This is a genomic window from Crossiella sp. CA-258035 (genome assembly GCF_030064675.1).
Classification (GTDB): domain Bacteria; phylum Actinomycetota; class Actinomycetes; order Mycobacteriales; family Pseudonocardiaceae; genus Crossiella.
In genome coordinates, this window is sequence record NZ_CP116413.1 from 2,652,782 (window position 1) to 2,678,852 (window position 26,071).

Consider the following 26,071-nt stretch of genomic DNA (forward strand, 5'->3'; position numbering starts at 1 on the left):
GGAGGGTGGGAATGCGATGGCTGCTAGGCCGTGTCCTCCTGCCGCGCTTCCAGCCCGCCGGATGCCGCGTGGAAGCTGGCGAGCCCGTTCAGCAGCGCGGTCTGCTCAGCCGAGCTCATGCTGCCCAGCACCCGTCCCAGCTCGGCCTGTCGCGCGCCCCGCAGCTGCTCCAGCAGCCGGGAACCGTCCTTGGTGAGTTCCAGCGACACCTCTCGCCGATCCGCCAGGTTCGATCGCCGCGCCAGCAGCCCCGCGGCCTGGAGCCGGTCGCACAACCGGCTCGCCGAGGACGGGATCGCGCCGAGCTCCTCGGCCAGCTTGCCCAGCGTGATCGACTGGTGCCGCTCGACGACGACCAGCGCGCCCAGCTGCGAGGCCGATACCTTCGGGTGGACGCTCTCCGCGGCACGCCCCCACACGATGACCAGTGTTTCCGCCGCAGCCTCCACCGCGGCCGCAAGCTCGGCCGGATGGTGACTGTGGTTCCGAACCAGGGCAGTACTCCACTCAGGCAGGTGTCGTGACATGCGAACCAACCGTCTCGCCTTCGCTGAGCGTGCCATGCTCTGCGCCCCGGCGCACGATCTGGGTGATGTCCTGGCAGACATTCTCCACACTGAGTATGGAGCCAGCAGCACTGAGGTGTTCCTCGCCGACTACCGGATGCTCGCCCTACAGCCGCTGCGCGCGGAGAACCCGGCCCCGATGGCCATCGCGGGCACCCCGGCCGGCCTGGCCTTCGGCGGCCAGGAGCCGGTGCGCCGCACCGAGGGCGCCGAGGAGGCCTGGTACCTGCCGATGACGGTGCGTGGCGACCGCTTCGGCGTGCTGCGGGTCACCTTCGCCGACCCGTCCGACGACAACACCGCCGAGGAGCTGACCGACCTGGCGCACGCCGCGGCCCAGGCCTTCCAGGTCGCCGAGGCCGCCACCGACCGCTTCCGCCTGGCCCGCCGAGCCGAACGCCTGACCCTGGCCGCCGAGATCCAGTGGCAGCTCCTCCCCGGCCGGGGCCTGGACCGCGAGGAGTTCAGCCTGGCAGGCCAGCTCGAACCGGCCTACGCCGTCCGCGGCGACAACTTCGACTGGACCGCCGACGCCGACGCCCTGACCATCGCCGTCACCAACGGCATGGGCGAAAGCGTCGACGCAGCGCTGCTGACCAGCCTGGCCATCAACGCCCTGCGCAACGCCAGAAGAGCAGGCGTCAGCCTCCCCGACCAGGCGGCCCTGGCCGACCAGGCCATCTGGTCCCAGTACGGCGGCCGCCAGCACGTCTCCACCCTGCTGCTCCGCCTGGACATCGCCGACGGCCGGGTCACCGCCATCGACGCGGGCTCCCCGAGGATCTGGCGCCTCCGCGAAGGCGAGGTCGAACCGGTCCACCTGGAGCCGCAACTCCCGCTGGGCATGTTCGACAGCACCGTCTACATCGAACAGGAGTTCAACGTCCGCCCCGGCGACCGCCTGTTCCTGCTCAGCGACGGCATCTTCGAGTCCATCTACGAAGGCCGCCGCTACGCCGACAACCTGGAACGCATGCTCCGCGCCACCGCCAGCCTCCCCCCAGGCGAGGCGATCCGGGCGCTGCTGCACGACCTGCGCGCCTTTTGCCAGGACCAGTACCTGGACGACGACGCGGTGGGTGTGTGCCTGGACTGGACGGGGAAGGGCTAGCGACCCGGGGCGAAGCGAAGCCCGCGCACCGACGGTCGGGGCGGCGGTCGAGCACCGGCGGTCGGGTTGGTGACTGAGGATGAGTGAACGGGGTTGCGACCAGGGACGAGCGGTCGGGGTTGCGACCAGGGACGAGTGGCCGGGGTTCGCGACCAAGGACCAGCGGTCGAGGTTCGCGACCAAGGACCGGGGCTCGCGACAAGGAACCAGCGACGGGGTGGCTTTTCAAACGTCCACCGAGTCTTGAGGTTCCCCATGCCCGTCAACCTGGAGAGATCACACCACATCCCAGCGAGCAGACGCTCACAGCAACCGCCGCCAACACAAAGCAGCGTGACGGCGGCTGCTCGCTGGGATGTGGTTTGATTTCGGAAGGTTGACGGGCATGGGGAACCTCAAGACTTTGCCTGCGTCTCTGCCTTTGATTTTCCCCCCCCATGCTTTGATCTCTGCCCGTCCGGCGAGGACGCTCTTGATCTTCGCTTGTAAACCCCAAGATCAAAAGAATGTCCTCGCCGGACGGGCAGACCACCGGAGGGGTGTGACAAGTCAAAAGCCGGTTGAGCAGGTTGCGGGGCGGGGCAGGCTGCCGACTCAAGACCCAGCGTGCTCGCGACCCTCTCGTCTTCTCCGCACGACCTTCCGACAGCGAACCACATCCCACCGAGCAGCCGCCGTCACGTTCCGAGGCTTTGGCGGCGGCGCCTGTGAGCGTCTGCTCGGCGGGATGCGGTGCGCGGTCTCCAGGCCGTACGGAGAAGACGAGAGGCCCGCTTTGTGGGTTTCACCCCGGATTCGCTACACCAGTCCGTTCAAATGCGCGTACACCACCGCATGCACCCGGTCCCGCAATCCCAGCTTCGCCAATATTCGTGACACGTGCGTCTTCACCGTCTCATCCCCCACGTGCAATGCCGCCGCGATCTCCGCATTGCTGTGCGCCCTGGCCACCAACAGCAAGACCTCCCGCTCCCGAGCCGTCAGCGAGTCCAGCCCGGGTGCTGACGCGGGCGGCGCGATGCTGCCCGCGAACCGCGATATCAACCGCTGCGTCACCGACGGATCGATCAGCGCGTCCCCGCGCGCGGCCACCCGGATCGCGGTCAGCAACTCCTCTGGCGGCAAGCTCTTCAACAGGAAGCCGCTCGCCCCCGCCCGCAGCGCCCGGTACACGTACTCGTCGTTGTCATAAGTCGTCAGCACCACGACCTTGGTCCGGTTGTCGGGTGCGGCCAGGATCGCCTCGGTGGCACTCAGCCCATCCACCTTCGGCATCCGGATGTCCAGCATCGCCACATCCGGGCGCAACCTGGCCACCTCGGCCACCGCCGCGCGGCCGTCCGCCGCCTCGCCAACGCATTCCAGGTCCGGTTGCGTGGTCAACAGCGCTCGCAGCCCGGATCGCAGCATCGCGTGGTCGTCGGCCAGCAGCACGCGCACCGTCACGCCCGGACCTCCAGTGGCTCCAACGGAAAGGTCACCGAGGTCTGCCAGGTTCGGCCGTCCTCGGTGACGCCGTAGGTGGTGACTCCGTCGAACATGCCTGCCCTGCTGCGGATTCCGGCCAGGCCGCGTCGGCCGCTGGACGCCGGGTCGCGGGTCGCCTTGGTGGCGACCGTGTTCCGGGTGGTCAGCTCCAGGGCGCCCTCGCGGAACTCCAGGGCCACGTCTACTCCGCGGGAGTCCCCGTGCCGCAAGGCGTTGGTGAGCATCTCCTGGATGATCCGGTACAGCGTGATGCCCAGGGAGTCCGGAACCGCGCGGGGTTCGCCGCTGGTGCGCAGGCGGGCCGGGATGCCTGCCGCGCGTACGCCGTCGAAGAGCTCGTCCAGGTTGTCCAGGCCCGGTTGGCGGGTGCCGTCCAGGTTGTCGCCGTGCAACAGGTCCAGCAGGTGGCGCAGGTCGATCATGGCGGACTGGCTGGCGGTTTCCACCGCGCGCAGGGAGCTGGCCACGGCCTCGGCGCCGGGGGACAGGTTCAGGCGGGCGGCGCCCGCGTGCAGGTTGATCGCGCTGACGTGGTGGGCGATCACGTCGTGCAGGTCCCTGGCGATGGCGCTGCGCTCCTTGGCGATCGCCTGGGCCATGGCCTCTTCGGCGTCGCGGCGTTCGCGTTCGGCGCGCTGTTCCAGCTCGGCCAGGTGGGCGCGGCGGGCGGTGGTGTAGCGGCCGACCAGCCAGGGCAGCACCGCGCCGGAGAGCACCGCCACCGGCCACAGGTGCCAGACCTCGGGGCGGCGCATCAGCTGCACGGCCACCCTGCTGATCACCAGCACGCCCAGCGCGGTCCACGCGTGCCAGCCGGAAAGCCAGGCCCCGGCCCGATATCCGGCGATCATCAGGCCCGCGTCGTTGCCGTGCACGGGCAGCATCGCCGCGGTCATGTGCACGATTCCGTGCACGGCGGCCATGATGCCGGATCTCCGGGCCGGACCGGCCAGGCCGGCGTCGGCCAGCACGATCGCGCCCAGCACCACCCAGGTGTCCCAGGTGGTGCCGCAGCCGGTGAGCAGGAACAGCACCGAGTCGGTCAGCAGGGCCACCGCCGCGACCAGCACCGACTGCCGGGACAGCGACCGGCTCGGCTCGTCGGTGGTCAAGCGCATCGCACCGCTCCTTCCCCTCGGCCACCGCGGCGGACCCTGAGATGATCCGGCACCGTCCCCCGGCGCCGAGTCCCCCGTGCGGGGGAGGCCGGATCACCCGCCGTCGTGACGCCCCCGACCCCCGGCCGACCCTAACCTCCGGCGGCGATGGACATCTCCGCGAACCGGCGGCGCGGCGCGCTGCTCACCCTGCTCTGCGCGCTCGGGCTGCTGCTCGGCGCCGGCCCCGCGCACGCCGACGGCGCGGACCGCGGCGCGGACATCCAGGTCGCGCAGACCCTCGGCGAGCGCGAGCTGACCGTGGTGATCCGCGCGGTCGAACCGGTGCCGGGGCCGGTGCACGTCGACGTGGTCACGCACGCGGGCAGCCCGCCCGGCGAGCTCGCGCTGTGGCTGTCCACCTCGGGCGTGCAGTTCAGCGCGACCCGCGTCGGCCTGGGCGCGGTCCCGGGTTTCCACCGCGCCACGCTGAGCGTGGACCGTGCCGGGCCGTGGGAGCTCGCCATCGACGACGGCAGCCGCACCGCCACCATCCCGTTCGTGGTGCCCGCGAAGGTCAAGTCCCCGGCGGAGAACACGGTCTACGGCGGGTTCGTCGCGGCCGGGATCCTGTTGCTGGCGGCCCTGTTCCTCGCCCTGCGCGGCCACGCCCTGATCGCGCTGGCCCCGGCCGCGGGCATGGTCGCCGCGCTCGCGGTCGCGGTCACCGCGGCGCTGCTCTCGGCCACCGTGCCGCCGCCGCCCGCGCCCGGCTCGGTGTGGGACCCGACCTACGACAGTGTCGCCGACCCCTACGCCCGCACCCAGCAACCTGCCGTGGACCCGGCCCGGCCACCGGTCACCGTGCTCGCCGACCAGGTCGGCGAGGACCTGCGGCTCACCCTGGCCGACAGCGCCACCGGCCAGCCCGTCGACGACCTGCTGGTGCACGACAACGCCCTGGTGCACCTCGCGGTGGTCTCGCCGTCGGGCCGCCTGTGGCACCTGCACCCGGTCCGGGTCGGCCCCGGCGACTACCGCGCCCGGCTGATCGCCCCGGAAACCGGCCGCTACGCCGTGGCCGCCGAGCTGGCCCGGCGCGGCGGCGGCCGCCAGCTGGCCCGGACCTCGTTGCGCCTCAACGAGATCGCGCCCAGCACCGCCCAGCTGGCACCGGTCGAGCTGCACCGCCGGATCGAACCGGCGGGCACGCCGAGCACGCTCACCGCCCGCTTCGGCACCGCGGATCTCCAGCCCTGGCTGGGCATGCTGGGCCACCTCATCGTGGTGGGGCCATTGCGCGGAGAGGTCGCGGACGCCCCGGTGTGGGCGCACGTGCACTCGATGATCCCGCCCACCGCCGGGCAGCCGGGCAAGCCGGATGAAAGCGTGGCCGCCTACGGCCCGGACGTGCCGTTCACCTACACCTTCCCGCTGCCCGGCCGCTACCTGGTGTGGGCGCAGGCCGAACGCGGCTACGCGGTGCGCACGGTCGCGGCCGAGGTCATCGTGCCGGAGGCGGCCCGGTGAGGAAGGCGGTTCTCCTTGCCACGGCGGGACTTCTGCTGCTCGGCGGCGCGCTGTTCGTGTTCTGGCCGCGGGCCGGGGCCGGTGCCACCACCGCCCAGCAGAGCACGCCCAGGCACACCGTCGCGCTGTCCATCGCCGACCCGAAACCCGGCGACAACACCGTCACCCTGGCCGTCACCGACCGCGAGGGCAGACCGGCCGCGGTGGACCGGGTCAGCCTGGAACCGGTGATGCCGCAGATGGGCCACGCGCTCGCCCCGGTCGGCGCGCGGGCCGAGGCGCCCGGCCGGTTCCGGGTGCACGGGTTCCTGTTCCACATGTCCGGTCCCTGGCAGCTGACCGTGGTGCTGCACGGCGCTTCCGGCGTCGACCGGGTTGTTTTTCCCTTGCTGGTCAAGTGAAAGGGACACCAATGGAGACCACCGCGCCGAAAGGGTTGGTAGCGGCCGGTTTTGTGCTCGGCGGCAGCCTGCTGTCGCTGACCGGGCTGACCTGGGACATCCAGTGGCACAGCGATGTCGGCCCGGACACCTTCTTCACCCTGCCGCACCTGTTCCTGTACTCCGGCAGCGCGATCGCCGGTATCGCCAGCCTGGTGGTGGTGCTGCTGACCACCGCGGCCCAGCGCGGCGGCCGAGCGGTGGACCCGCTGGTCGGCGGTCGCGCGGTGGGCGTGTTCGGCCGCACCTTCGCCGCCCCGGTCGGCTACCTGGTCTGCGGGCTGGGCGCGGCCTCGTTCCTGCTGTACGGCCTGTGGGACCAGTGGTGGCACTCGCTGTACGGCTTCGACGCGGTGATCGCCTCACCACCGCACATCGGCCTGCTGCTGTCCATCTCCATCACCATGATCGGCGCGGTGATGGTCTTCGCGGTCGCCCGGTCCTACCGCTGGGGCGCGATCGGCACGCTGGTCGGCCTCGCCGTGCTGCTCGCCTTCAGCACGGTGATCACCATCGGCCTCGGCGAGCTGCCCGCCGCCCCGGTCAACCCGATCGCCGCGGGCACCGCGTTCCTGTGCGTGCTGGTGGTGATCATCGGTGCGAGGGTGCTGGACCGGCCTGGCGGCGCGATCGGCGTGGCCGCGGTGCTGGCCTTGTTGCAGGCGGTGTTCTGGTGGTTCTCGCCGTGGGCGGCCAGGACCTACGCGGACGCGATCGGCCTGCCGGTGCGCGACTTCGTCAGCGAGGTGCCGGGCATGCCCTCGCTGTGGCCGATCTGCCTGCTGCTGGTCGGCGGCGGCCTGGAGCTGTGGCTGGCCGCGGCGCGGCGCGGCCGCGCCCGGCTGACCAGGGTGGGCGCGCTGGCCGGGGGAGTGGCCGGACTGCTGGTCGGCGGTCTCGCGCCGGTGCAGGCATCGCTGCTGCGCGGGCTCGCGCTGCCGGCTGCGGAAGTGTTGGTCAGCACCGCGATCGCCAGCCTGGTGCTCGGCGTGCTCGCGGGGTTCCTGGGTGTGCGGTTCGGCGGGATGCTGCGGCAGCTCGCCCCGGTGCGGGAAGGGTGAACGGGATGCGCAGGACACTGGCCGCGCTGCTGGGCGCGATCGGACTGCTGGTGGGCTCGGCCGCACCGGCGCTGGCCTACGAGCCGGTGAACGTGGTGCACGCCGAGACGGTCCAGGCCGGGCCGTACAAGCTGACCGTCGGGTTCAGCACCTGGCCGGTGAAAGCCTTGCAGTCACTGGACTTCAGCTTCATGCCGACGGGCGGCATCCAGGGCCGCACCGGCACGCTGAGCATCTTGGGCCCGGGCGTGACCCGGGAACGTCCCCGCCCGCTGGTGCGCCACCCGCGCAAGCGGGAGGTGTGGGGACTGGACGTGCAGAGCCTGCCCAGCGAGGGCGACTGGACGTTCAAGTTCACCGTCAACGGCGCCGAGGGCTCCGGCACCGGGCAGCTGACCCTGCCCGTGCTGGAGCAACCCGGCCCGCCGATGGCGCTGAGCTGGTCGATCAGCACCCTGCCGCTGTTCGGTCTGGTGGCATTGTTGGTGATCGCCTGGCGCCGCAGCACACCCGAGGCGGCGCCGGCTCCCGGCTAGCGCCGGATCTTGCGCAGCAGCAACACGACCACGATCAACGCGAGGCCGCCGAGGGCGAACGGGACGAGCTCGGCGGCCTTGTGCATCTTCTCCTCGGCCCGCCGGTTCAGCTCGTCCACGGTCTGCCCGAGCTGCGCCCGGGTGTGCTCGACCTGGTGCTGCAGTTCCTCGACCTGGTCGGTGCCGCTCATCGCAGCGTCCCTTCCTGGATCAGCTCCATGTCCTTGCGCACATTGGCCCGTGCCTGTTCCGGGATCGGCGGCACGGCCCGCTTGAGCTGCGCCCGCCCGGCCAGCGCCAGAATCCCGGCGATCACCAGGATCCCCGCCCCGACCACGAGTGCGGACGCCCACGGCACCAGCACGGTGGCCAGCAACAACACCAGCCCCGCGATCACCGCGGCCAGTCCGTACAACGCCAGCAACCCGGCCGCGCCGGCCAGCCCCGCACCGACCCCGGCCTTCTTGCCCTTCTCCTGCAGTTCGGCCCTGGCCAGCGCCATCTCTTCCCGGACAAGGGTGCTGACCTGCTCCGTCAAGCTCTTGACCAGCTCTCCAGTGGACCGCTGGTCAGCGTGTTCCACAACGGGTCTCATCCTCCGCGCTCCTTCCAGCGACTGCAATCGGAGTAACCCCGCACCGCGAACCGAAACCCTCCGTTTCCGCAGGCAGCATCCGGGGCACAGCCAGCACATGGAGACCATCGAACCGACCCCGTTACGCCGCGGCTCGGCCACCACCACCGACGGGGGCCGGGCCGCGCCCGAACAGCTGCACGCCGAGGCCCTGGCGGCCTGCCTGTGGCACGCGATCGCCGAGGCGGCCGGACGCCTGGACCTCAACCCCGGCAAGTACGAGGTGCGGGTCGAGTCGCAGATCGCCAACAGCCTCAACGGCGAGTACAGCGTGGAAGTGGTGGCCAAGGTCGACGTGCCGGGCCTCGATGAGCGGGACCGCCACCGGCTCATCAGGGAGGCGGACCGCCTGTGGCCCTACACCAGCGGTAACTGGGGACGAATCGCGATCCGGGTCGGCATGGTGGAACAACCCGCCCAATAGTGCGCCAAGAACGCGGGTACCCCGATCGGAGACCGAGAGGGAGGATCCAGCATGCCCGCGAACCGCCCCTGGTGGCGAGACGCCGTCATCTACCAGGTGTACATCCGCAGCTTCGCCGACCACAACGGCGACGGCATCGGCGACATCAACGGCATCCGCTCCCGCCTGCCCCACCTGCGCACCCTCGGCGTTGACGCCCTCTGGATCACCCCCTGGTACCCCTCGCCCCAGGTCGACGGTGGCTACGACATCAGCGACCACCGCGGCACAGACCCCTTGCTCGGCACCCTGGAGGACGCCGAGGCCCTGCTCCGTGAGGCCCACGAACTGGACCTCCGGGTGATCGTCGACCTGGTCCCCAACCACACCTCCTCGGCCCACCCCTGGTTCCAGGCCGCCCTGGCCGCCGGACCGGGCTCCCCGCAGCGGCAGCGGTACCACTTCCGGCCGGGCCGCGACGGCGGCCCGCCGAACGACTGGCGCAGCGTCTTCGGCGGCCCGGCCTGGACCGAGGTGGACCAGGACGAGTGGTACCTGCACCTGTTCGCCCCGGAACAACCCGACCTCAACTGGGCCAACCCGGAGGTCCGCGCCGAGTACCTCGACATCCTCCGGTTCTGGCTGGACCGCGGCGTGGACGGGTTCCGCATCGACGTGGCGCACGCCCTGGTCAAACACCCGGACCTGCCCGACCTCGGCGCCGATCACGAGGACCTGGTCGAACCACCGGACCGGCCCGACCACCCGCACTGGGACCGCCCCGAGGTGCACGAGGTGTACCGGGACTGGCGCAAGCTCATCAACTCCTACCCGGGTGAGCGGGTGTTCGTGGCCGAAGCCTGGGTCGCCAAACCGGACCGCCTGGCCTGCTACGTGCGACCGGACGAGCTGCACACCGCGTTCAACTTCGACTTCCTCCGCTGCTCCTGGGACGCCAAGGCGCTGCGCTCGGTGATCGAGCACACCACCGAGGCACTGCGCGCGGTCGGCGCGCCCGCCACCTGGGTGCTGTCCAACCACGACGTTCCCCGTCACCTCACCCGCTTCGGCCGGGCCGGCAAGACCAGGCTGGACGGCCCGAAGCACGATCCGCACGAGCCGGTGGACCTGGAGCTCGGCGAGCGACGGGCCCGCGCCGCGGCGCTGCTGATGTTCGCCCTGCCCGGCAACGCCTACGTCTACCAGGGCGAGGAGCTCGGCCTGTGGGAGGTCGAGGACCTGCCGGAGGAGCTGCTGCAGGATCCCACCTGGCACCGCTCCGGCCACACCGCCCGTGGCCGCGACGGCTGCCGGGTGCCGCTGCCCTGGTCCGGGACCGCCGAGCCGTTCGGCTTCGGCCCGTCCGGCGCCAAGCCCTGGCTGCCCCAGCCCGCGCGGTGGCGGGACCGGACGGTGGCGGCGCAGACCGGCGATGAGCGGTCCATGCTGGAGCTGTACCGCCACGCCCTGGCCCTGCGCGCCGAGCTGCCCGCGCTCGGCGACGGCGAACTGTCCTGGGTGGACAGTCCAGAAGGGACACTCGTGTTCGACCGCGAGCCCGGGTTCCGGTGCGCGGTGAACCTGGGCGCCGATCCGCTGCCGCTGCCGGCGGACCAGGAGGTGGCCGCGGCGAGCGCGCCGCTGGTCAACGGCGAGCTGCCCCCGGAGGCCGCGGCCTGGCTGGTCAGGCCGGGAGTCGCAGCCAGCGGTACCCGTAACCGTTGAGCGCCAAGGAGTCCAGGTCCACGTCCTTGTCGTAGTCGCCGTCCGCGGCCAGGTTGAGCGGCGGGCGCTCGCCCGCGGGCACGCCGGCCGGCGCGACCCGGCAGGGGTGCGGGGACAGGTTGTGCAGGAACAGGATCGCGCCGCGCTCCCCGGCCGCCAGGTGCGCGAGCACCGCCGGGTTGCCGCTGTCCAGCACGGTGTGGTCGCCGCAGCCGATCTCGCCGCATTCCCGGCGGGTGTGCAACATGCGCTCGAACCAGGTGAGCAGGCTGTGCGGATCCAGGCGTTCGTCGGTGACGTTGACCGTGGCGTAGCCGTGCGCGCCACCGGTGATCACCGGGGCCACCAGGTCGGTGTGCTCGGCGGTGGAGAAACCGGCGTGCGGCAGGTCGGCCCACTGCATCGGGGTGCGGATGGACTCCCGCTCCGGCAGCGCCAGGTTCTCGCCCATGCCGATCTCGTCGCCGTAGCGCAGCACCGGGGTGCCGGGCAGGGACAGCAGCAGGCTGTAGGCCAGTTCCAGCCTGCGCCGGTCGTTGCCCAGCATCGGGGCCAGCCTGCGCCGCAGCCCGCGGTGGTAGATCTGCATGTCCGGATCGGGTCCGAAGGCGGCGAAGACCTCCTCCCGCTCGGCCGGGGTCAGCCTGCCGAGGTCCACCTCGTCGTGGTTGCGCAGGAACGTGGCCCACTGCGCCTGCCTGGGCAGCTCCGGCAGCTCGATCAGCGTGTCCCGGATCGGACCCGCGTCCTGCCGGGCCAGCGCCAGCATCACCGCCTGGTTGAGCCGGAAGGCGAACACCATGGTGGCCCGGCTGGCCTCCGTCGAGCCGAAGTACTCCAGCAGTTCGTGGTCGGCCACGTTGGCCTCGGCCAGCAGCACCGCGTCGGCCCGCCGCCAGGACGCGGTCTCCCTCAGCTCGCACAGGAACTGGTAGTCGTAGAGGTCGCCGGAGCCGTTGCCCGTGCGGCGCTCCAGCAGGAACGGCGCCCCGTCGATGCGGAAGCCGGCCACGCCCAGCCGCAGCCAGAACGCCATGATCTTGCGGATCTCCGCGCGCACCAACGGGTGCTCGGTGTTGAGGTCGGGCTGGAAGCGGTAGAAGCGGTGCCGGTACCAGAGCCCGGCCTGCTCGCTGAAGGTCCAGGTCTCGTGCTCGACGCCGGGGAACACGCCGCCGGTCCAGCGGTCCGCCGGCTCCTCCCGGGACCACACGTACCAGTCGTGGTGCGGCGATCCCGGCCCGCGCAGCGCGGACTGGAACCACGGGTGCTGGTCACTGGTGTGGTTGACCACCAGGTCCAGGATGATCCGCATGCCCAGCTCGTCGGCCTGGTCCAGCAGTTCGGCGAAGTCGCCGAGGCTACCCAACCGGGGATCGACGTCGTAGTAGCCGGTGACGTCGTAACCGCCGTCCTGGCGCGGTGAGGGGTAGATCGGGTTGAGCCAGATGGTGCTCACCCCGAGCCGGGACAGGTAGTCGAGCCGGCTGCCCAGCCCGGCCAGGTCGCCGATGCCGTCGCCGTCGGAGTCCTGGAACAGCGACACGTCCACCGAGTAGATGACCGTGTTCCGATACCACCGTTGGGTCACCAGGTAGTGGTTCCCCCGGGTTGGCCAGGTATGTCCGCCCGATCAGGGCGCTTCGCAGGCGCACCGCGGCCAGCGCGGTGCCGAGCAGGGTGACCAGCCCGGCCAGCAGCAGCGCCCGGCCAGGGGCGAGGTGTTCGCACAGCCAGCCCAGCAGCGGCGCGCCGGTGGCGCCCGCGGCCGCGGCGACCGCGCCCTGCACCGCGAGCACCCGGCCGCGCAGGTCCTCGGCGGTGTCCAGCTGGACCCGGGTGCTCAGCACGGTGTCGATCAGCACCGCGCCCGCGGCGATGGGCAGGATCACCGCGGCGAACCCGGCCAGCCCCGGCAGGAAGCCGCTGACCGCCTGCAACGCGCTGGTGACCGCGGCCGCGCCGAGCAGCACGGGCAGGGTCAGCTCGGTGACGCGGGCGGCGACCAGGCCGCCGATCACGGTGCCGACGGCGAACACCGCGGACAGCACGCCGTAGCCCGCCGCGCCCGCGCCGAGCGGGCCCTCGCTCATGGCGGCCATGGTGACCTGGTAGTTGCGGCCGAGGCCGGAGAGCAGGAAGCCGAGGGCGAACAGGGTGAGCAGCCGGTGGTCGCGGCGGACGTGCCGGAGTCCGGCGCGGACCCCCGCGCGTTCCCGCGGGCTGACCGCCAGCGGGTGCAGTTCGGCGGGGCGGACGGCGCGGATGGCGATGATGACAGCGAGGAAGCTGGCCGCGTTGATCAGGAACAGGGCGGGTTCACCGATGGTGGCGGCCAGGATGCCCGCGCCGCTCATGCCCAGCACGCGGCCGGTGGAGTTGAGCACCGAGCCGAGGGCCAGCGCGTTGCCGAGGTCCTTGGGCGGCACCACCTGCGCGCCGAAGCGGCCGAGCGCGGGGGACTCGAAGACGGTGACCAGGCCGGAGAGCGCGGTCAGCGCGTAGAGCGTGCCCAGCGGCGCGGCGGTCCAGACCAGGAAGGCCAGCGCCAGCGCGAGCACGGCGTGCGCGGTCTGGCCCGCGAGGATGATGCGCCGGGGGTCGAAGCGGTCGGCCAGCGCGCCCGCGTACGGGGCGAGCACCAGCGCGGGCAGGGTGCTGACCATGACGGAGAGGCCGACCGCGGTGGGTGAGCCGGTTCTGGCCAGCACAACCCAGTTGAGAGCCAGGACCTGCATCCACGATCCGGTCACCGAGATGAGGTCGGCACCGGCCCAAAGCCGATAGTTGCGGTTCGCGAGCGCGCGGAACATCGGCGGCATGGTTCGCCGCAACGGGGATTCCCTTCGAGGTGGTGAGCGATAAGCACGCTAGCCACTTCTCCGGGGGTGCTCCAAACTTCGGAGCTGTGTCTTGAGTAACAGGGAGGCGTGTAACGCTTTGCGGCGTTTTCTCTTGTTCGCTGGATTTGGTGAATTGGTTCGGTCCTAATGGCGGGCCGTGGTTCTGTTCCTTTCCGGGATGTGGTTCGCGTCAGGTTCGCCCGGTGCGGCGGGCGTAGGCGCGGGCGGCGCGGGCGCGGTCGCCGCAGCGGGTGGAGCACCAGTGGCGGCGGCCGTGGCGGAGCAGGTAGCGGTTGCAGGGGGTGGAGGCGCAGGCGGTGAGGCGCTCGGCTTCGGGGCCGGTGAGCAGGTCGGCGGCGTCGGCGGCGAGGGCCGCCAACGCGTGGTCGACGAGCTCCGAGGTGGGGTGGGGCATGGCGCGGTAGGGGCCGGTCTTGTCGTCCCAGGCCAGCAGCGGGGCGGTGGGCACGCGGGTCAGGGTGTCGTTGATCGCGGCGACGGCGGCCGGCAGGGCGGGCAGCCCCGCGACCCGGGAGGCGAAAAGTGCCCGGACCTGCTCGCGCAGGGAGCGCAGCTGCGCAACGCACATGTCGAGCATGCCCGCGTCAACCGGGGTGAGGCCGTGCCGCGTCAGCCACTGGTCGGCCCCGGCAGGCGTGCCGAGCTGGTCGACGTAGTGCCCGCCCGGCAGCGCGATGACGCTGTTGACCAGCGCGAGCGAGGGGTGCTGCTCGGCCCCCGGCGCCGGTGGCAGCCCGGACTCCGTGGTGGCGCTCTCTTCCATGCCTCTCATGGTACGACCTGCCCGCAGCCGTGACTCACGGTTGGGCTTGCCCTCATCCGTGATGCCTGTTTATAGTCGTGTCACGGTTCAAGCAAATCTATCCGTGAGGTTCTGGTGTCTGCTTCCTCTGCGACCACGCAGTTCCCCGTCCGCGTCCTCGGTGGCCCCACGGCCCTGTTCGAGTACGGTGGCCTGCGCTTTCTGACCGACCCGACCTTCGACGCGCCCCGCACCTACCCGGCGCCCCCCGGCGCCCCCGCGCTGACCAAGACCGCCCCCGCCACCGGCACCCCCGCCGACCTCGGCCCCGTCGACGTCGTCCTGCTCTCCCACGACGAGCACGAGGACAACCTCGACCACGCCGGCCGCGCTCTGCTCGCCGGCATCCCGCTCACCCTCACCACCACCGGCGGCGGCGAACGCCTCGGCCAGCGAGCCAAGGGGCTGGCCGACTGGGAGTCCGTCGAGCTGGACCGCCCCGGCGGCGGCACGCTCACCGTGACCGCCGTGCCCGCCATCCACGGGCCCGGCGCCCGCGCAGAGGTCGAACCGATCACCGGACAGGTCATCGGGTTCGTCCTGACCGGCGAGGGCCTGCCCACCGTCTACGTCAGCGGCGACAACGCCTCCCTCGACGCCGTCAGGGAGATCGCCGAACGCTTCGCCCCCATCGACACCGCGATCCTCTTCGCCGGCGCGCCCCGCTTCGCCGGACTCTTCGACGGCGGAGTGCTCGTCCTGGACAGCGCCCAGGCCGCCGAGGCCGCCCAGATCCTCGGCGCCGGCCGCGTGGTGCCCGTCCACTTCGACAGCTGGTCCCACTTCACCGAGGGCCGCGAGGAACTGGCGGCCGCCTTCACCGCGGCCGGTCTGGCCGACCGCCTACAGCTGAGCTGAGCGCGCGTCAGGCGAGGTTTCGCGCCAGTCTGAACCCGACGTCGTCGATGGCGTAGGTGGGGTGGCTTTTCCTGCTCACGCCGGCCCGGACGCTCCAGTGCTCGTCCAGCCAGCCGCCGCCCTTCAGCACCCGGTAGGTGCCGTAGACCTCCGGGTCGTACAGGTCCCAGCACCACTCCCAGACATTGCCGAGCATGTCGTGCAGGCCCCAGGCATTGGGTTCTTTTTCGCCCACGTTGTGGATTTGTTCCTGGGAGTTCTCGCGGTACCAGGCGATGTCGTCCAGGTCGCCGTAACGGGGAGTTGTGGTGCCCGCTCGGCAGGCGTGTTCCCATTCGGCTTCGGTGGGGAGGCGGTAGCCGTCGGCGGTCCGGTCCCACTGGGTGGTTTCGCCGGTGGGGTGGTAGGCCGGGGTCAGGTTCTCCTGGCGGGACAGGGTGTTGCAGAAGGTGATCGCGTCGTGCCAGGAGACGGATTCCACCGGGTGGTCGCCTTGGGCGGCACCAAGGCAACGGCCGGTGGTGGCCGCGTACTGGGCCTGGGTGACCGGGAACGCGGCGAGCCGGTAGGGGAGCAGGTCCACCGGCCGACTGCGCTGGGTTCGCCGGTCGGTCAGGACCACCCGGCCCGGCGGAACGGCGATCATCCTCATGATCGGCAGGTTAGCCGCGCCGAGCGCGAGGTGAGGTCAGCGGAACACGGCGAAGGACTCCGGGGGGAGGGTGAGGGATTCGGCGGGGTGGACCGGGGCGGAGGAGAGCAGGACGGTGCTGACCGGGTAGGGCAGCTGGGCTTGCGTGGCGGCCAGGTTCACCGCCACGCGGAGCTCGCCCCGGTGCATGACCAGCCAGCGGGCCTGTTCGTCGTAGTCGACCCGCAGGCGGTCCAGGCGCGGGTCGGACAGCTCGGGGTGCTCGCGGCGCAGGCGGATCAGGTCGCGGTACAAGGTGAGCAGCTCTGCGTGTGCCGGGCGGTCCGGCTCCGACCAGTCCACTGTGGACTGTTCCATGGTCTGCGGTGACATGGGGTCCGGCACGTCCTCGGCGGACCAGCCGTGGTCGGCGAACTCGCGGCGGCGGCCGGTGCGGACCGCTTCGGCCAGGGCCGGGTCGGGGAAGGTGGCGAAGAACTGCCAAGGGGTGCGCGCGCCCCATTCCTCGCCCATGAACAGCATGGGGGTGTACGGGCCGCAGAGGACCAGGGCCGCGCCGCAGGCCAGCAGGCCGGGGGACAGGGTGGCGGAGAGGCGGTCGCCGGTGGCCCGGTTGCCGATCTGGTCGTGGTTCTGCAGGTAGGCCAGGAAGCGGTGGCCGGACTGGCGGTGCGGGTCGATCGGGCGGCCGTGCGTGCGGCCGCGGAAAGAGGACCAGGTGCCGTTGTGGAAGAAGGCTTCCCGCAGCGTGCGGGCCAGGGACTCCAGGGAACCGAAGTCGGCGTAGTAGCCCTGGCGTTCGCCGGTGAGGGTGGTGTGCAGGCAGTGGTGGATGTCGTCGGCCCACTGCGCGTGCAGGCCCAGACCGCCTGCCTCGCGCGGGGTGACCAGACGGGCGTCGTTGAGGTCGGACTCGGCGATCAGGGTCAGCGGGCGGCGCAGGTGCGCGGACAGCGACTCCACCTCGACCGCCAGCTCCTCCAGCAGGTGGGTGGCGCGGCGGTCGGCCAGGGCGTGCACCGCGTCCAGGCGCAGGCCGTCCACGTGGAAGTCGCGCAGCCAGGACACCGCGTTGTCGATGACGTAGCGGCGGACCTCGCCGGAGTCCGGGCCGTCCAGGTTGAGCGTCGGGCCCCAGATCGTCTCACCGGCGAAGTACGGGCCGAACCGGTCCAGGTACGCGCCCGAAGGGCCGAGGTGGTTGTAGACCACGTCCAGGATGACGCCCAGACCCTTGCCGTGGCAGGCGTTCACGAACCGCTTGAAGCCGTCCGGACCGCCGTAGGACTCCTGCGCGGCGTACCAGAGCACCCCGTCGTAGCCCCAGCCGTGCGGGCCGTCGAAGGAGTTGACCGGCATCACCTCCACGAAGTCCACGCCCAGCTCCACCAGGTGGTCCAGGCGCTCGATCGCGGCGTCGAAGGTGCGGCCGGGAGTGAACGTGCCGATGTGCAGCTCGTAGATCACCGAACCCGGCAGCGCCCGGCCGGTCCAGCCCTGGTCGGTCCAGGCGAAGTCGTGCCGGTAGGCCCTGGACAGCCCGTGCACGCCGTCGGGCTGGCGCAGCGAGCGCGGATCGGGCAGCACAGCCGGGTCGTCGTCGAGCAGGAAGCCGTAGTCGTTGCCGGACAACGGTTCCGCCGGTCGCCACCAGCCGTCCTGGTGGCGGCGCAGGTCGTGCTCGGCACCGTCCAGCTCCAGCCGGACCCGCTCGGACTTGGGCGCCCAGACGCTGAACTCGTTCATGACCGCACCAGCAGCGCCACCGGGTACGGGGACAGCAGCTCGGCCAGCCGCGGACAGCCGGAGACCTCGCGGCCGGTCAGCGCGTCCGTCCACGAGCCCTCGCCGATCGGCAGTGGCAGCACCGTGGACCGCCAGCCCCCGGCCGCGCCCAGCCCCACCGGCAGCCGGGTCGCCACCGCCACCAGGTTCAGCTCCGGCCCGCGCGCGAACACCAGCGCGTGCTCAGCGGAGGGGCCTTCGGCGTCCAGCGGGCGGTAACCGGTGAACAGCTCCGGCCGGTCCCGCCGCAGCCGCAGCACCCGCGAGGTCAGCAGCAGCTTGGCCGCACCCAGCTCGTCCACCTCCGGCAGCCAGCCGGAGTCGATGCGCGCCAACAGGTTCCGCCGCGCGGCGAAGTCCACCGGCCGCCGGTTGTCCGGGTCCACCAGGGAGAAGTCCCACAGCTCGGTGCCCTGGTACACATCCGGCACCCCCGGCCCGGCCAGCTGGACCAGCTTCTGCCCCAACGAGTTCGACCAGCCGTGCGCCCGGACCGCCTGGGCGAAGGCGGCCACGTCCGCGGCCAGCTCGGCGTCGGCCAGCACCCGCTCCGGCCAGGCCGCCACCACCGCGTCGAACTCGGCGTCCGGGTCGGTCCAGGAGGTGGCCACCTTGGCTTCCTTGGCCGCCTTCGCCAGGTACTCCCGCATCCGCTCCGGACTGATCGGCCAGGCTCCCACCAGGGTCTGCCAGGCCAGCAGGTTCAGCGAGGGCTCGGGCAGCCCGGCCCGGTCGGTCCACCGGCGCACCGCACCGGCGAACTCGTCCCGCACCTCGGCCAGCACCGCCAGCCGGGCCCGCACGTCCTCCGAACGCTTGGTGTCGTGGGTGGACAGCGTGGTCATGGTGGCCGGCCAGCCCGCCTCGCGCGCGGCGTTGCGGAAGTGCAGCTCGGCCACGGACACCCCGAACCGGTCCAGCGCCCCGCCCACCTCGTTCAGCGCGGCGAACCGGGTGCACCGGTAGAACGCGGTGTCCTCAACGCCCTTGGCCATCACCATGCCCGAGGTCTGCTGCACCCGCTGGGTCAGCTCGCACTCCGGATCGGTGAGCATCCGCTGGCCCACCAGGCTGATCACGTCGGAGAGGTCCGGCCGGGCCATGCTCGCCGCGGCCAGCGCCGCGCACAGCGGCCCGCGCCCCTCCGGCAGGTAGCTGCGGTACACCCGGAACGAGGACAGCAGCTCGGCGATCCCGGCCTCCGCGCGGGCGGCCTCGAACTCCGGCAGCAGCCGGGCGATCCGCCGCACCTCCGCGGCCAGGATGGTGCCCGCCGCCCGGCGACGGCAGCCGCGCTCCACCTCGTGCACCTGCACCGGCACCCCGAGTTCGGCCGCCAGCCTGGTGAACACCGGCTCGCCCTTGGGATCCACGAACACCCCGCAGATCTCCCGCAGCGCGTCATAACCCGTCGTGCCAGCCACCGGCCAGGAGGTCGGCAGCGCCTCGTCCACGCCGAGGATCTTCTCCACCACCAGCCACACCTCCGGCGCGGCCGCGCGCAGCCGCCGCAGGTAGCGGCCGGGATCGGTGAGGCCGTCCGGGTGGTCGATCCGCAACCCGGTCACCTGCCCCGCGGACACCCAGCGCAGCAGCTCGCCGTGGGTGGCCTGGAAGACCTCCTCGTCCTCCACCCGCACCGCGGCCAGCTCGTTGATGTCGAAGAACCGCCGGTAGTTCAGCTCGGTGGAGGCCCGCCGCCAGTCCACCAGCCGGTAGTGCTGCCGCTCGTGCACCACCCTCGGCGAGCCCTCCTCGGTGCCCGGCGCCAGCGGGAACCGCAGGTCGCCGTAGACCAGGCAGTCCTCCTTGATCTGCAGCTCGTCCAGCGCCGACTCGTCATCGGCCAGCACCGGGATCAGCAGCGGCCCGTGCGACCACTCCACGTCGAAGTAGTGCGCGCACGGCGAGGACTGCCCGAGCTTGAGCACGTCCCACCACCACGGGTTGGCCGCGGCGTCGGCCACCCCCATGTGGTTGGGCACGATGTCCAGCACCAGCCCCAGCCCGCGCTGGCCGAGCCTGGTGCTCAGCGCGGCCCGCCCGTCCGGCCCGCCCAGCGCCGCCGAGGGCTGGGTCGGGTCGACCACGTCGTAGCCGTGCGTGGAACCGGGGGCGGCCTGCAGCACGGGGGAGGCGTACAGCGCGCCCGCGCCCAGCTCGGCCAGGTAGTCGGCCAGTTCGGCCGCCGCGGCGAAGGTGGTCTCCGCGTTGAGCTGCAACCGGTAGGTCGAGCTGGGCGTGGTCATCGGTGGTAGCCCCCGTGTGGTGGAGTGAGCTGGTCAGTCGGTGCGCTGGAGGACGAGCAGCGACCGGTCGACGACCTTGATCGTCTCCCCGCCGCGGACCGTGCGGGCCTGGGTGGGTGTGCCGCCTGCGATCACCCCGGTCACCACACCGCCGCCGGAGCCGGCCAGCGCCTCACCGGTGGCGGTGTCGAGCACGACCGCCCACTCCTGGCCGTAGCCCGAGTTGGGCACGGTCAGCTCCATCTCGCCGTCGTGGGCGTTGAAGCAGAGCAGGAACGAGTCGTCGGTGACCCGTTCGCCCCTGGCGTCCAGGTCGGTGATGCCGTCGCCGTTGAGGAAGACCATGATGCAGCGCCCGAACCCGGATTCCCAGTCCTGTTCGGTCATCTCCTCACCGGCCGGGGTGAACCAGGCGATGTCGCGCAGCTCCTCGCCCTTGCGCACCGGCCTGCCCCGGAAGAACCGCCGCCGCCGGAACACCGGGTGGTCCCTGCGCAGCCGCGCGGTGGCCCTGGTGAAGTTCAGCAGGTCCACATTGGACTCCAGCAGCGACCAGTCCACCCAGGAGAGTTCGTTGTCCTGGCAGTAGGCGTTGTTGTTGCCGTGCTGGGTGCGGCCCAGCTCGTCGCCGTGGGAGAGCATCGGCACGCCCTGGGCCAGGAACAGGGTGGCGATGAAGTTGCGCCGCTGCCGGGCCCGCAGCTCGTTGATCTCCTGGTTGTCGGTCGGCCCCTCGGCCCCGCAGTTCCAGGAGCGGTTGTCGTCGTGCCCGTCCCGGCCGTCCTCGCCGTTGGCGTCGTTGTGCTTGTCGTTGTAGGACACCAGGTCGTTGAGGGTGAACCCGTCGTGCGCGGTGACGAAGTTGATCGAGGCGTACGGGCGGCGGCCGTCGTCCTGGTACAGGTCGGAGGATCCGGTGATCCGCGAGGCGAACTCGCCGAGGGTGGCCGGTTCACCGCGCCAGAAGTCGCGCACGGTGTCCCGGTACTTGCCGTTCCACTCCGTCCACAGTGGCGGGAAGTTGCCGACCTGGTAGCCGCCGGGCCCGACGTCCCACGGCTCGGCGATCAGCTTGACCTGGCTGATGATCGGGTCCTGCTGCACGATGTCGAAGAACGCGCTCAGCTTGTCCACGTCGTAGAACTCGCGGGCCAGCGTGGAGGCCAGGTCGAACCGGAAGCCGTCCACCCGCATCTCGGTCACCCAGTACCGCAGCGAGTCCATGATCAGCTGCAGGGTGTGCGGGTTGCGCGCGTTGAGCGAGTTCCCGGTGCCGGTGTAGTCCATGTAGTGCTGCGGCTCGTCCTCCACCAGCCGGTAGTAGGCGGCGTTGTCGATACCGCGCAGCGACAGCGTCGGCCCGAGGTGGTTGCCCTCGGCGGTGTGGTTGTAGACCACGTCCAGGATCACCTCGATCCCGGCCTCGTGCAGCGCCCGCACCATCGCCTTGAACTCCTGCACCTGGTTGCCCTGCGAGGTGATCGCGGCGTAGCCGTCGTGCGGGGCGAAGAAGGCCACGGTGTTGTAGCCCCAGTAGTTGGTCAGCCCGCGCTCGGCCAGGTGGTGGTCGGTGATGAACTGGTGCACCGGCATCAGCTCCACCGCGGTGACGCCCAGCTCCCGGAAGTACTCGATCATCACCGGGTGCGCCAGCCCGGCGTAGGTGCCGCGCAGCTCGTGCGGGACCTCCGGGTGCTGGATGGTCAGCCCGCGCACGTGCGCCTCGTAGATCACCGTCTGGCTGTACGGGGTGCGCGGCGGCCGGTCGCTGTTCCAGTCGAAGAACGGGTTGATCACCACCGACTTGGGCACGTGCGGCGCCGAGTCGAGGTCGTTGCGCTCCTCGTGGTCGTCGAAGCGGTAGCCGAACAGGGACTCGTCCCAGTCGATCTGCCCGTCCACGGCCTTGGCGTAGGGGTCCAGCAACAGCTTGTTCGGGTTGCACCGCAGACCGTTCGCCGGATCGTGTGGTCCATGTACCCGATAGCCGTACCGCTGGCCGGGTCCGACGCCGGGCAGGTAGCCGTGCCAGACGAAGCCGTCGACCTCGGGCATGCGCACCCGGGTCTCCGTGCCGTCCTCGTCGAACAGGCAGAGATCGACCCGCTCGGCGACCTCGGAGAAGAGGGTGAAGTTGGTCCCCGCGCCGTCGTAGGACGCGCCGAGGGGATAGGCGTGGCCGGGCCACGGCCGCATGGCTGCTCCAGGGTGAGTTGTCGCGGGACGACGCTGTCCTGTGGGTAATGCCCATAATCTGGCGCGACAACGCTAGCGAAGCGAACGTTCACCATCGCGGCGGGTAGGTGAACAGCTACCTCGGGCGCTCGAACTCCGCGACCCAGCAGCTGCCCCGGCTCGGCCTGCCGGTGTCCCCGGCCCGCTCCACCCGGCGTTCCCGCAGGTCATCGGCGGTGAAGAGGTCCAGGTCGGCGCGCACCAACGGCCACGGCGGCCCGTCGCCCTCGGCGGGCGGCTGCTCGGCGGAGCGGGCGATCACCAGCAGCGTGCCGCCGGGCGCGACCAGCTCGCGCACCCCGGTCACCGCGCCCGCGCGCAGCTCACCGGGCAGGGCCTGCACGGTGAAGATCTCCACCACCAGGTCGAAGGCCCGGTGCCACTCCGGCGGCAGCGCGAACAGGTCCGCGGTGGTGTAGTGCACCGGCGAGTCCGGGCGGCGCGCCCGGTTGGTCCGGATCGCGGTCTCGGAGATGTCGAAGCCGGTGGTGGCGAAGCCCAACCCGGCCAGGAACTCCGCGTCCGCGCCCAGCCCGCACCCGACCACGACCGCCCGCCGCCCGGCCCCAGCCTGCCCGGCCTCCGGCGAGCCAGCCCCGGACAGCCCGTTTCCGGCGGCCCAGGCGGCCAGCAGCGGCTGCGGAGCCTGGCGGTCCCAGGGCATGTCCACCCCGCCGTCCGCCCCGGCCTGGTACAGCCGGTCGAACCAGGCGGTCGGGTCGCCCTCGGCCAGCGCCTCGTGCGCGAGCCTGCCCGCCAGGGGCTCCCAGTCGGTCATGCCTGCGGCAGCAGCTCTGGCGCGTGCTCGCGGACCGCGGCGGTGACCTGGCCGATGCTCGGGTTGACCATCGCGGCCGGTCCGACGAACACCGTGGGCACCACCTCGTTGCCGTTGGCCACCGAGCGCACCCGCGCCGCCGCCTCCGGGTCCTCCCAGATGTTGACCTTGCGATACGGCAGCCCGGCCTGGTTCAGCGCCCGCTCCAGGCTCATGCAGAAACCGCAGCCCGGCCGCCAGTAGAACTCCACCGCGTTCTCGCTCATACCTCACGTTTACCCGCAGCGACCGTGCCTAGCCAAATCCGACCGATGGGCCAGCGCACAGTGGCCGTTTCCTGCACCCACCGTCACCGGCAAGCACCCTGTGTTGCTCTTTTCCGGTAGGACCTGCCTGGAGACAAGCGTGCGCTTTCGTGCGCTTCTAGGGTGTTCGATGTGTCGCGGCAGGGCGGGTTCATCGCGGCGTTCGGAATCGCCGAGTTCCGTGCGCTGTGGCTCGCGGAGCTCCAGTCGGTGGTGGGAGACCAACTGGCCAAGGTCGCGCTCTCACTGCTGGTCTTCGAGCGCACCGGCTCGGCCCTGCTCACCGCGGGCGCCTACGCGCTGACCATGCTGCCCCAGCTGGTCGCCGGTCCACTGCTGTCCTGGCTGGCCGACCGCTACCCCCGGCGCCCGGTGATGGTGCACACCTCCCTTGCCCAAGCGCTGCTGGTCGGTCTGATGGCCGTGCCCGGCATGCCGCTGTGGCTGGTCGCCAGCCTGCTGGTGCTGGTCCAGCTGGCCCAGGCCCCGTTCGCCGCGGCCCAGGCGGCCACCGTGCCGGTGGTGCTCACCGGCGAGGTCTACCAGGCCGGACAGGCGCTGCGGCAGATCACCGCGAACGCGGCCATGCTGCTCGGCCTGGCCGGCGGCGGCCTCGCGGTCGGCCTGCTCGGACCACACCTGGCGCTGGCCATCGACGCGGTCACCTTCGCCATGGTCGCGCTGCTCGTCCAGCTCGGCGTCAAGCACCGGCCCGCAGCCCGCGAGACGGTCGCCGCCGAGGCCAGGAGCACTTCCGGGGTGCGGGTGGTGTGGCGGAGCAGGCGGCTGCGCGCGCTGCTCGGGCTGTCCTGGCTGGCCGGGATCGCGGTGGTGCCGGAGGGACTGGCCGCGCCGCTGGCCCTGGAGTACGGCGCGGGACCGGCCGCGGTGGGCTGGCTGCTCGCGGTGGACCCGGCCGCGTACGCGCTGAGCACCTTCCTGCTCACCCGCTGGACCAGCACCGAGACCCGGCTCCGGCTGCTCGGGGTGTTCGCGGTCGGCTCGGTCGCGGCCCTGCTCGGCTTCGCCGGGGTGGGCCTGGCGGGCGCGCTGGTCCTGCTCGCGATCTCGGGCGCGCTGGCCGCCTACCAGGTCACGGCGGCGGCCGAGTTCATGGCCGCGGTGCCGGACGCGGACCGGGGCGCGGCCTATGGCGTGGCTCGCACCGGGCTCCGCGTGGTGCAGGGTCTGGGCGTGGTGGCGGGCGGTGTGACCACAGAGCTGGTCGGCAGCCCGAGCACGACGGTTACCCTGGCAGGGGCCGTTGGCCTGGTCCTGGCGGTTCCGGCCGCGTGGGCATGGCGACGGTCGCGTCAGGAGGGTCCGGTGAGTCCGTCATGGGTGTGAGACTCAGCGGTTGCCGGTCACACGGAGTGCAAAACGGGGTACACCGGTGTAACGACGCCGGGCTGCGGCGCCGACAAACCAAGCGAGAGTCACCAGTCGCGGTCAGTCACGGGAATCACCTCCGGTCGGCTGCGGTGGGTGCGGGCGAAAGGGGACGGCCATGACCTTCACCAGTCGCGGTCGGACACGGAGACCACCTCCCCGGGAGGTCAGCGCCACGCTCAGGCCGCAGCTACACGACACCCGTGTGCCGGGCACACGGGATAGAGGTATGAACAGTGTGGGGGGTCAGTCGCACACCGGCCAAACGAAGAAGCGGGAATCGTTCGCACGAATTCGCCCGAGTAAATGGGCGCTGTGGTCGCTGCCTCGGCGGGTAATCGTTTATCTGCTGGTAGTCGAGGCGGTGGTGCTGACCGCTCTAGTCACATCCGTGCTGGCCATGGACGCGCCGGCCGGCCGGGAATGGCTGACTTGTCTAGTTCTCATCGCCTGTGGCGGGGCGCACGTGCACCTGTCCCGGCGCACCGAGGAACAACGCAGGGGCAGCACACCAGGGCCGCATATTGATCTTACGAGTATCTGGACCCTGCCCGCGGTTCTGCTGTTGCCGGTGCCGTTGATGGCATTGGTCGTCATCGCCATTCGCACGCAGCGTTACCTCATCGCGCGCCGCCCGCTGTTCCGGTTCGCCTTCAGCACCAGCAGCATCCTGCTCGCCGCGCTGTCCGCGCACGAGGTGCTCGACCTGCTCGGCACCCCGGCCTGGACCAGCGCCCACCCGCTGACCATGCTCGCCGAGGCCGGCACCACCGCGGCCGCCGGGTTCAGCTACGGCCTGACCCAGCTGCTGGTGGTCGCGGGCGTGATCGCGCTGAGCACCCCCAAGCCCGACCTGACCGAGCTGTTCGGCACCGCCCCGGACAACGCCCTGGAGGCCATGACCGTGGCCCTGGGCGCGGTCGCCGCCGTGGTGCTGATCCACAACCCGTTCCTGGCCTTCGCCCTGGTCCCGGTCGCCGCCGTGCTGAACCGGATCGCGCTGCTGCGCCAGCTGGAGCGGGACGCCTCCACCGACGCGCTGACCGGACTGCTCAACCGCCGTGGCTGGCTGGACCGCGCCAACCGCACCCTGGTCCGCGCCGACCACCAGGCCGCGCTGCTCATGCTGGACCTGGACCACTTCAAGTCGATCAACGACACCTACGGCCACGTGGCAGGCGACGACGTGCTGCGCGCGGTGGCCGAGGTCCTGCGCGAGAGCACCCGTGCGGGCGACCTGGTCGGCCGGTGGGGCGGCGAGGAGTTCATCGTGCTGCTGCCCGAGGTCAGCCGCCTGGAGGCGCACACCGTGGCCGAGCGCATCCGCGCCAAGGTCCGCGACATGCAGGTGCCGACCACGCACCGCCGAGGCGGCCACGTGGTCATCATCGACGACCGCACCACCTCCGTCGGCCTGGGCATCTCCCCGGACCACGGCCCGGACCTGGACAGCCTGGTCGCCGCCACCGACGCCGCGCTGTACCGGGCGAAGGAGAGCGGCCGCGACCGGGTCGAGGCGGCCGAGGCCGCGGTCCGCCTGCCGGAACAACGCGAGGCCTGACC

23 protein-coding genes and 1 pseudogene are annotated in these 26,071 nt (G+C 71.6%); 10 read left to right on the forward strand and 14 right to left on the reverse strand.

The genetic code is table 11. The features are described 5' to 3' along the window. Nucleotides 1-23: 23 nt before the first annotated feature. Nucleotides 24-419, reverse strand: coding sequence for a MarR family winged helix-turn-helix transcriptional regulator (locus tag N8J89_RS12200; protein WP_283664446.1), 396 nt, complete (start codon nt 417-419; stop codon nt 24-26). Between the two features lie 223 nt (nt 420-642). Here N8J89_RS12200 and N8J89_RS12205 point away from each other — a divergent pair, with 223 nt between their 5' ends. Then, nucleotides 643-1,677, forward strand: coding sequence for a PP2C family protein-serine/threonine phosphatase (locus N8J89_RS12205; RefSeq protein WP_283664447.1), 1,035 nt, complete (start codon nt 643-645; stop codon nt 1,675-1,677). 798 nt (nt 1,678-2,475) lie between these two features. Here the strand turns inward: N8J89_RS12205 and N8J89_RS12210 are convergent. Then, nucleotides 2,476-3,123, reverse strand: a complete 648-nt coding sequence (locus N8J89_RS12210) for a response regulator (protein ID WP_283664448.1) — start codon at nt 3,121-3,123, stop codon at nt 2,476-2,478. Beyond that, on the reverse strand, nt 3,120-4,283 hold the full coding sequence (locus N8J89_RS12215) for a sensor histidine kinase (RefSeq protein ID WP_283664449.1): 1,164 nt from the start codon (nt 4,281-4,283) through the stop codon (nt 3,120-3,122). Before N8J89_RS12215 ends, N8J89_RS12210 begins: the two co-directional genes overlap by 4 nt. Before the next feature lie 147 nt (nt 4,284-4,430). On the opposite strand from N8J89_RS12215, the gene N8J89_RS12220 reads away from it, so the two are divergent. The 4 genes from N8J89_RS12220 to N8J89_RS12235 are packed head-to-tail and all read left to right on the forward strand — an operon-like array spanning nt 4,431 to nt 7,829. Then, nucleotides 4,431-5,792, forward strand: a complete 1,362-nt coding sequence (locus tag N8J89_RS12220; protein WP_283664450.1) for a DUF8832 domain-containing protein — start codon at nt 4,431-4,433, stop codon at nt 5,790-5,792. Then, the gene (locus tag N8J89_RS12225; protein WP_283664451.1) at nt 5,789-6,193 is read left to right on the forward strand and encodes a FixH family protein; all 405 of its coding nucleotides are present in this window, start codon (nt 5,789-5,791) and stop codon (nt 6,191-6,193) included. The genes N8J89_RS12220 and N8J89_RS12225 overlap by 4 nt, the downstream gene beginning before the upstream one ends. 11 nt (nt 6,194-6,204) lie before the next feature. Then, nucleotides 6,205-7,293, forward strand: a complete 1,089-nt coding sequence (locus N8J89_RS12230; RefSeq protein WP_283664452.1) for a hypothetical protein — start codon at nt 6,205-6,207, stop codon at nt 7,291-7,293. 5 nt (nt 7,294-7,298) lie between these two features. Next, the gene (locus tag N8J89_RS12235) at nt 7,299-7,829 is read left to right on the forward strand and encodes a hypothetical protein (RefSeq protein ID WP_283664453.1); all 531 of its coding nucleotides are present in this window, start codon (nt 7,299-7,301) and stop codon (nt 7,827-7,829) included. On the opposite strand, the gene N8J89_RS12240 is transcribed toward N8J89_RS12235, so the two are convergent. Next, nucleotides 7,826-8,020 carry a DUF3618 domain-containing protein gene (locus N8J89_RS12240; protein ID WP_283664454.1) on the reverse strand — a complete coding sequence of 65 codons (195 nt, stop codon included), beginning with the start codon at nt 8,018-8,020 and terminating at the stop codon, nt 7,826-7,828. The genes N8J89_RS12235 and N8J89_RS12240 overlap by 4 nt on opposite strands. Continuing rightward, nucleotides 8,017-8,424 (reverse strand): phage holin family protein, encoded by a 408-nt coding sequence (locus tag N8J89_RS12245; RefSeq protein WP_252485576.1) that lies wholly within the window; start codon nt 8,422-8,424, stop codon nt 8,017-8,019. Before N8J89_RS12245 ends, N8J89_RS12240 begins: the two co-directional genes overlap by 4 nt. A gap of 97 nt (nt 8,425-8,521) precedes the next feature. Between N8J89_RS12245 and N8J89_RS12250 the strand changes: the two genes are divergently transcribed. Beyond that, a complete protein-coding gene (locus N8J89_RS12250) occupies nt 8,522-8,887 on the forward strand; it encodes an OsmC family protein (protein ID WP_283664455.1) in 366 nt (121 codons plus the stop codon). Nucleotides 8,888-8,938: 51 nt separating this feature from the next. Further along, nucleotides 8,939-10,591, forward strand: a complete 1,653-nt coding sequence (locus N8J89_RS12255) for a glycoside hydrolase family 13 protein (protein WP_283664456.1) — start codon at nt 8,939-8,941, stop codon at nt 10,589-10,591. Here the strand turns inward: N8J89_RS12255 and N8J89_RS12260 are convergent. From N8J89_RS12260 to N8J89_RS12270, 3 genes and pseudogenes are all read right to left on the reverse strand, one after another. Beyond that, nucleotides 10,551-12,068 (reverse strand): annotated as a pseudogene (locus tag N8J89_RS12260) (alpha-amylase family protein); the annotation flags it as partial. The gene N8J89_RS12255 and the pseudogene N8J89_RS12260 sit on opposite strands and share 41 nt — an antisense overlap. Continuing rightward, entirely contained in the window at nt 11,953-13,413 is a 1,461-nt protein-coding gene (locus N8J89_RS12265; RefSeq protein WP_283666147.1) for an MFS transporter, read from the reverse strand. The gene N8J89_RS12265 and the pseudogene N8J89_RS12260, both read right to left, overlap by 116 nt. Nucleotides 13,414-13,624: 211 nt before the next feature. Beyond that, a complete protein-coding gene (locus N8J89_RS12270; RefSeq protein ID WP_283664457.1) occupies nt 13,625-14,218 on the reverse strand; it encodes a CGNR zinc finger domain-containing protein in 594 nt (197 codons plus the stop codon). A 114-nt stretch (nt 14,219-14,332) separates the two neighbouring features. On the opposite strand from N8J89_RS12270, the gene N8J89_RS12275 reads away from it, so the two are divergent. Then, nucleotides 14,333-15,115 carry an MBL fold metallo-hydrolase gene (locus tag N8J89_RS12275; RefSeq protein ID WP_283664458.1) on the forward strand — a complete coding sequence of 261 codons (783 nt, stop codon included), beginning with the start codon at nt 14,333-14,335 and terminating at the stop codon, nt 15,113-15,115. Nucleotides 15,116-15,122: 7 nt separating this feature from the next. Here N8J89_RS12275 and N8J89_RS12280 read toward each other — a convergent pair whose 3' ends face one another. The 6 genes from N8J89_RS12280 to N8J89_RS12305 all read right to left on the reverse strand — a co-directional run bounded on the left by N8J89_RS12280 (nt 15,123) and on the right by N8J89_RS12305 (nt 23,080). Continuing rightward, a complete protein-coding gene (locus N8J89_RS12280) occupies nt 15,123-15,767 on the reverse strand; it encodes a formylglycine-generating enzyme family protein (RefSeq protein WP_283664459.1) in 645 nt (214 codons plus the stop codon). Nucleotides 15,768-15,803: 36 nt separating this feature from the next. Further along, nucleotides 15,804-17,513 carry a malto-oligosyltrehalose trehalohydrolase gene (gene treZ / locus N8J89_RS12285; RefSeq protein WP_283664460.1) on the reverse strand — a complete coding sequence of 570 codons (1,710 nt, stop codon included), beginning with the start codon at nt 17,511-17,513 and terminating at the stop codon, nt 15,804-15,806. Further along, nucleotides 17,510-19,801 carry a malto-oligosyltrehalose synthase gene (treY, locus tag N8J89_RS12290; RefSeq protein WP_283664461.1) on the reverse strand — a complete coding sequence of 764 codons (2,292 nt, stop codon included), beginning with the start codon at nt 19,799-19,801 and terminating at the stop codon, nt 17,510-17,512. Before treY ends, treZ begins: the two co-directional genes overlap by 4 nt. 33 nt (nt 19,802-19,834) lie before the next feature. Next, the gene (glgX, locus tag N8J89_RS12295; protein WP_283664462.1) at nt 19,835-21,997 is read right to left on the reverse strand and encodes a glycogen debranching protein GlgX; all 2,163 of its coding nucleotides are present in this window, start codon (nt 21,995-21,997) and stop codon (nt 19,835-19,837) included. A 115-nt stretch (nt 21,998-22,112) separates the two neighbouring features. Beyond that, entirely contained in the window at nt 22,113-22,814 is a 702-nt protein-coding gene (locus tag N8J89_RS12300; RefSeq protein ID WP_283664463.1) for a class I SAM-dependent methyltransferase, read from the reverse strand. Continuing rightward, a complete protein-coding gene (locus tag N8J89_RS12305; RefSeq protein WP_252485587.1) occupies nt 22,811-23,080 on the reverse strand; it encodes a glutaredoxin domain-containing protein in 270 nt (89 codons plus the stop codon). The genes N8J89_RS12300 and N8J89_RS12305 overlap by 4 nt, the downstream gene beginning before the upstream one ends. Before the next feature lie 162 nt (nt 23,081-23,242). On the opposite strand from N8J89_RS12305, the gene N8J89_RS12310 reads away from it, so the two are divergent. Next, entirely contained in the window at nt 23,243-24,466 is a 1,224-nt protein-coding gene (locus N8J89_RS12310; RefSeq protein WP_283664464.1) for an MFS transporter, read from the forward strand. A gap of 622 nt (nt 24,467-25,088) precedes the next feature. After that, nucleotides 25,089-26,069: a GGDEF domain-containing protein gene (locus N8J89_RS12315; RefSeq protein WP_283664465.1), complete on the forward strand. Its 981-nt coding sequence runs from the start codon at nt 25,089-25,091 to the stop codon at nt 26,067-26,069. The last annotated feature ends 2 nt before the right edge of the window (nt 26,070-26,071 follow it).

What these genes read in the sequence shown, in the direction of transcription:
- N8J89_RS12215 (WP_283664449.1), bottom strand. Translation starts at nt 4,283, where the DNA reads ATGCGCTTGACCACCGACGAGCCGAGCCGGTCGCTGTCCCGGCAGTCG.
- N8J89_RS12220 (WP_283664450.1), top strand. Translation starts at nt 4,431, where the DNA reads ATGGACATCTCCGCGAACCGGCGGCGCGGCGCGCTGCTCACCCTGCTC.
- N8J89_RS12230 (WP_283664452.1), top strand. Translation starts at nt 6,205, where the DNA reads ATGGAGACCACCGCGCCGAAAGGGTTGGTAGCGGCCGGTTTTGTGCTC.
- N8J89_RS12235 (WP_283664453.1), top strand. Translation starts at nt 7,299, where the DNA reads ATGCGCAGGACACTGGCCGCGCTGCTGGGCGCGATCGGACTGCTGGTG.
- N8J89_RS12240 (WP_283664454.1), bottom strand. Translation starts at nt 8,020, where the DNA reads ATGAGCGGCACCGACCAGGTCGAGGAACTGCAGCACCAGGTCGAGCAC.
- N8J89_RS12245 (WP_252485576.1), bottom strand. Translation starts at nt 8,424, where the DNA reads ATGAGACCCGTTGTGGAACACGCTGACCAGCGGTCCACTGGAGAGCTG.
- N8J89_RS12250 (WP_283664455.1), top strand. Translation starts at nt 8,522, where the DNA reads ATGGAGACCATCGAACCGACCCCGTTACGCCGCGGCTCGGCCACCACC.
- N8J89_RS12255 (WP_283664456.1), top strand. Translation starts at nt 8,939, where the DNA reads ATGCCCGCGAACCGCCCCTGGTGGCGAGACGCCGTCATCTACCAGGTG.
- N8J89_RS12265 (WP_283666147.1), bottom strand. Translation starts at nt 13,413, where the DNA reads ATGCCGCCGATGTTCCGCGCGCTCGCGAACCGCAACTATCGGCTTTGG.
- N8J89_RS12270 (WP_283664457.1), bottom strand. Translation starts at nt 14,218, where the DNA reads ATGGAAGAGAGCGCCACCACGGAGTCCGGGCTGCCACCGGCGCCGGGG.
- N8J89_RS12280 (WP_283664459.1), bottom strand. Translation starts at nt 15,767, where the DNA reads ATGAGGATGATCGCCGTTCCGCCGGGCCGGGTGGTCCTGACCGACCGG.
- treZ (WP_283664460.1), bottom strand. Translation starts at nt 17,513, where the DNA reads ATGAACGAGTTCAGCGTCTGGGCGCCCAAGTCCGAGCGGGTCCGGCTG.
- treY (WP_283664461.1), bottom strand. Translation starts at nt 19,801, where the DNA reads ATGACCACGCCCAGCTCGACCTACCGGTTGCAGCTCAACGCGGAGACC.
- glgX (WP_283664462.1), bottom strand. Translation starts at nt 21,997, where the DNA reads ATGCGGCCGTGGCCCGGCCACGCCTATCCCCTCGGCGCGTCCTACGAC.
- N8J89_RS12300 (WP_283664463.1), bottom strand. Translation starts at nt 22,814, where the DNA reads ATGACCGACTGGGAGCCCCTGGCGGGCAGGCTCGCGCACGAGGCGCTG.
- N8J89_RS12305 (WP_252485587.1), bottom strand. Translation starts at nt 23,080, where the DNA reads ATGAGCGAGAACGCGGTGGAGTTCTACTGGCGGCCGGGCTGCGGTTTC.
- N8J89_RS12315 (WP_283664465.1), top strand. Translation starts at nt 25,089, where the DNA reads ATGGCATTGGTCGTCATCGCCATTCGCACGCAGCGTTACCTCATCGCG.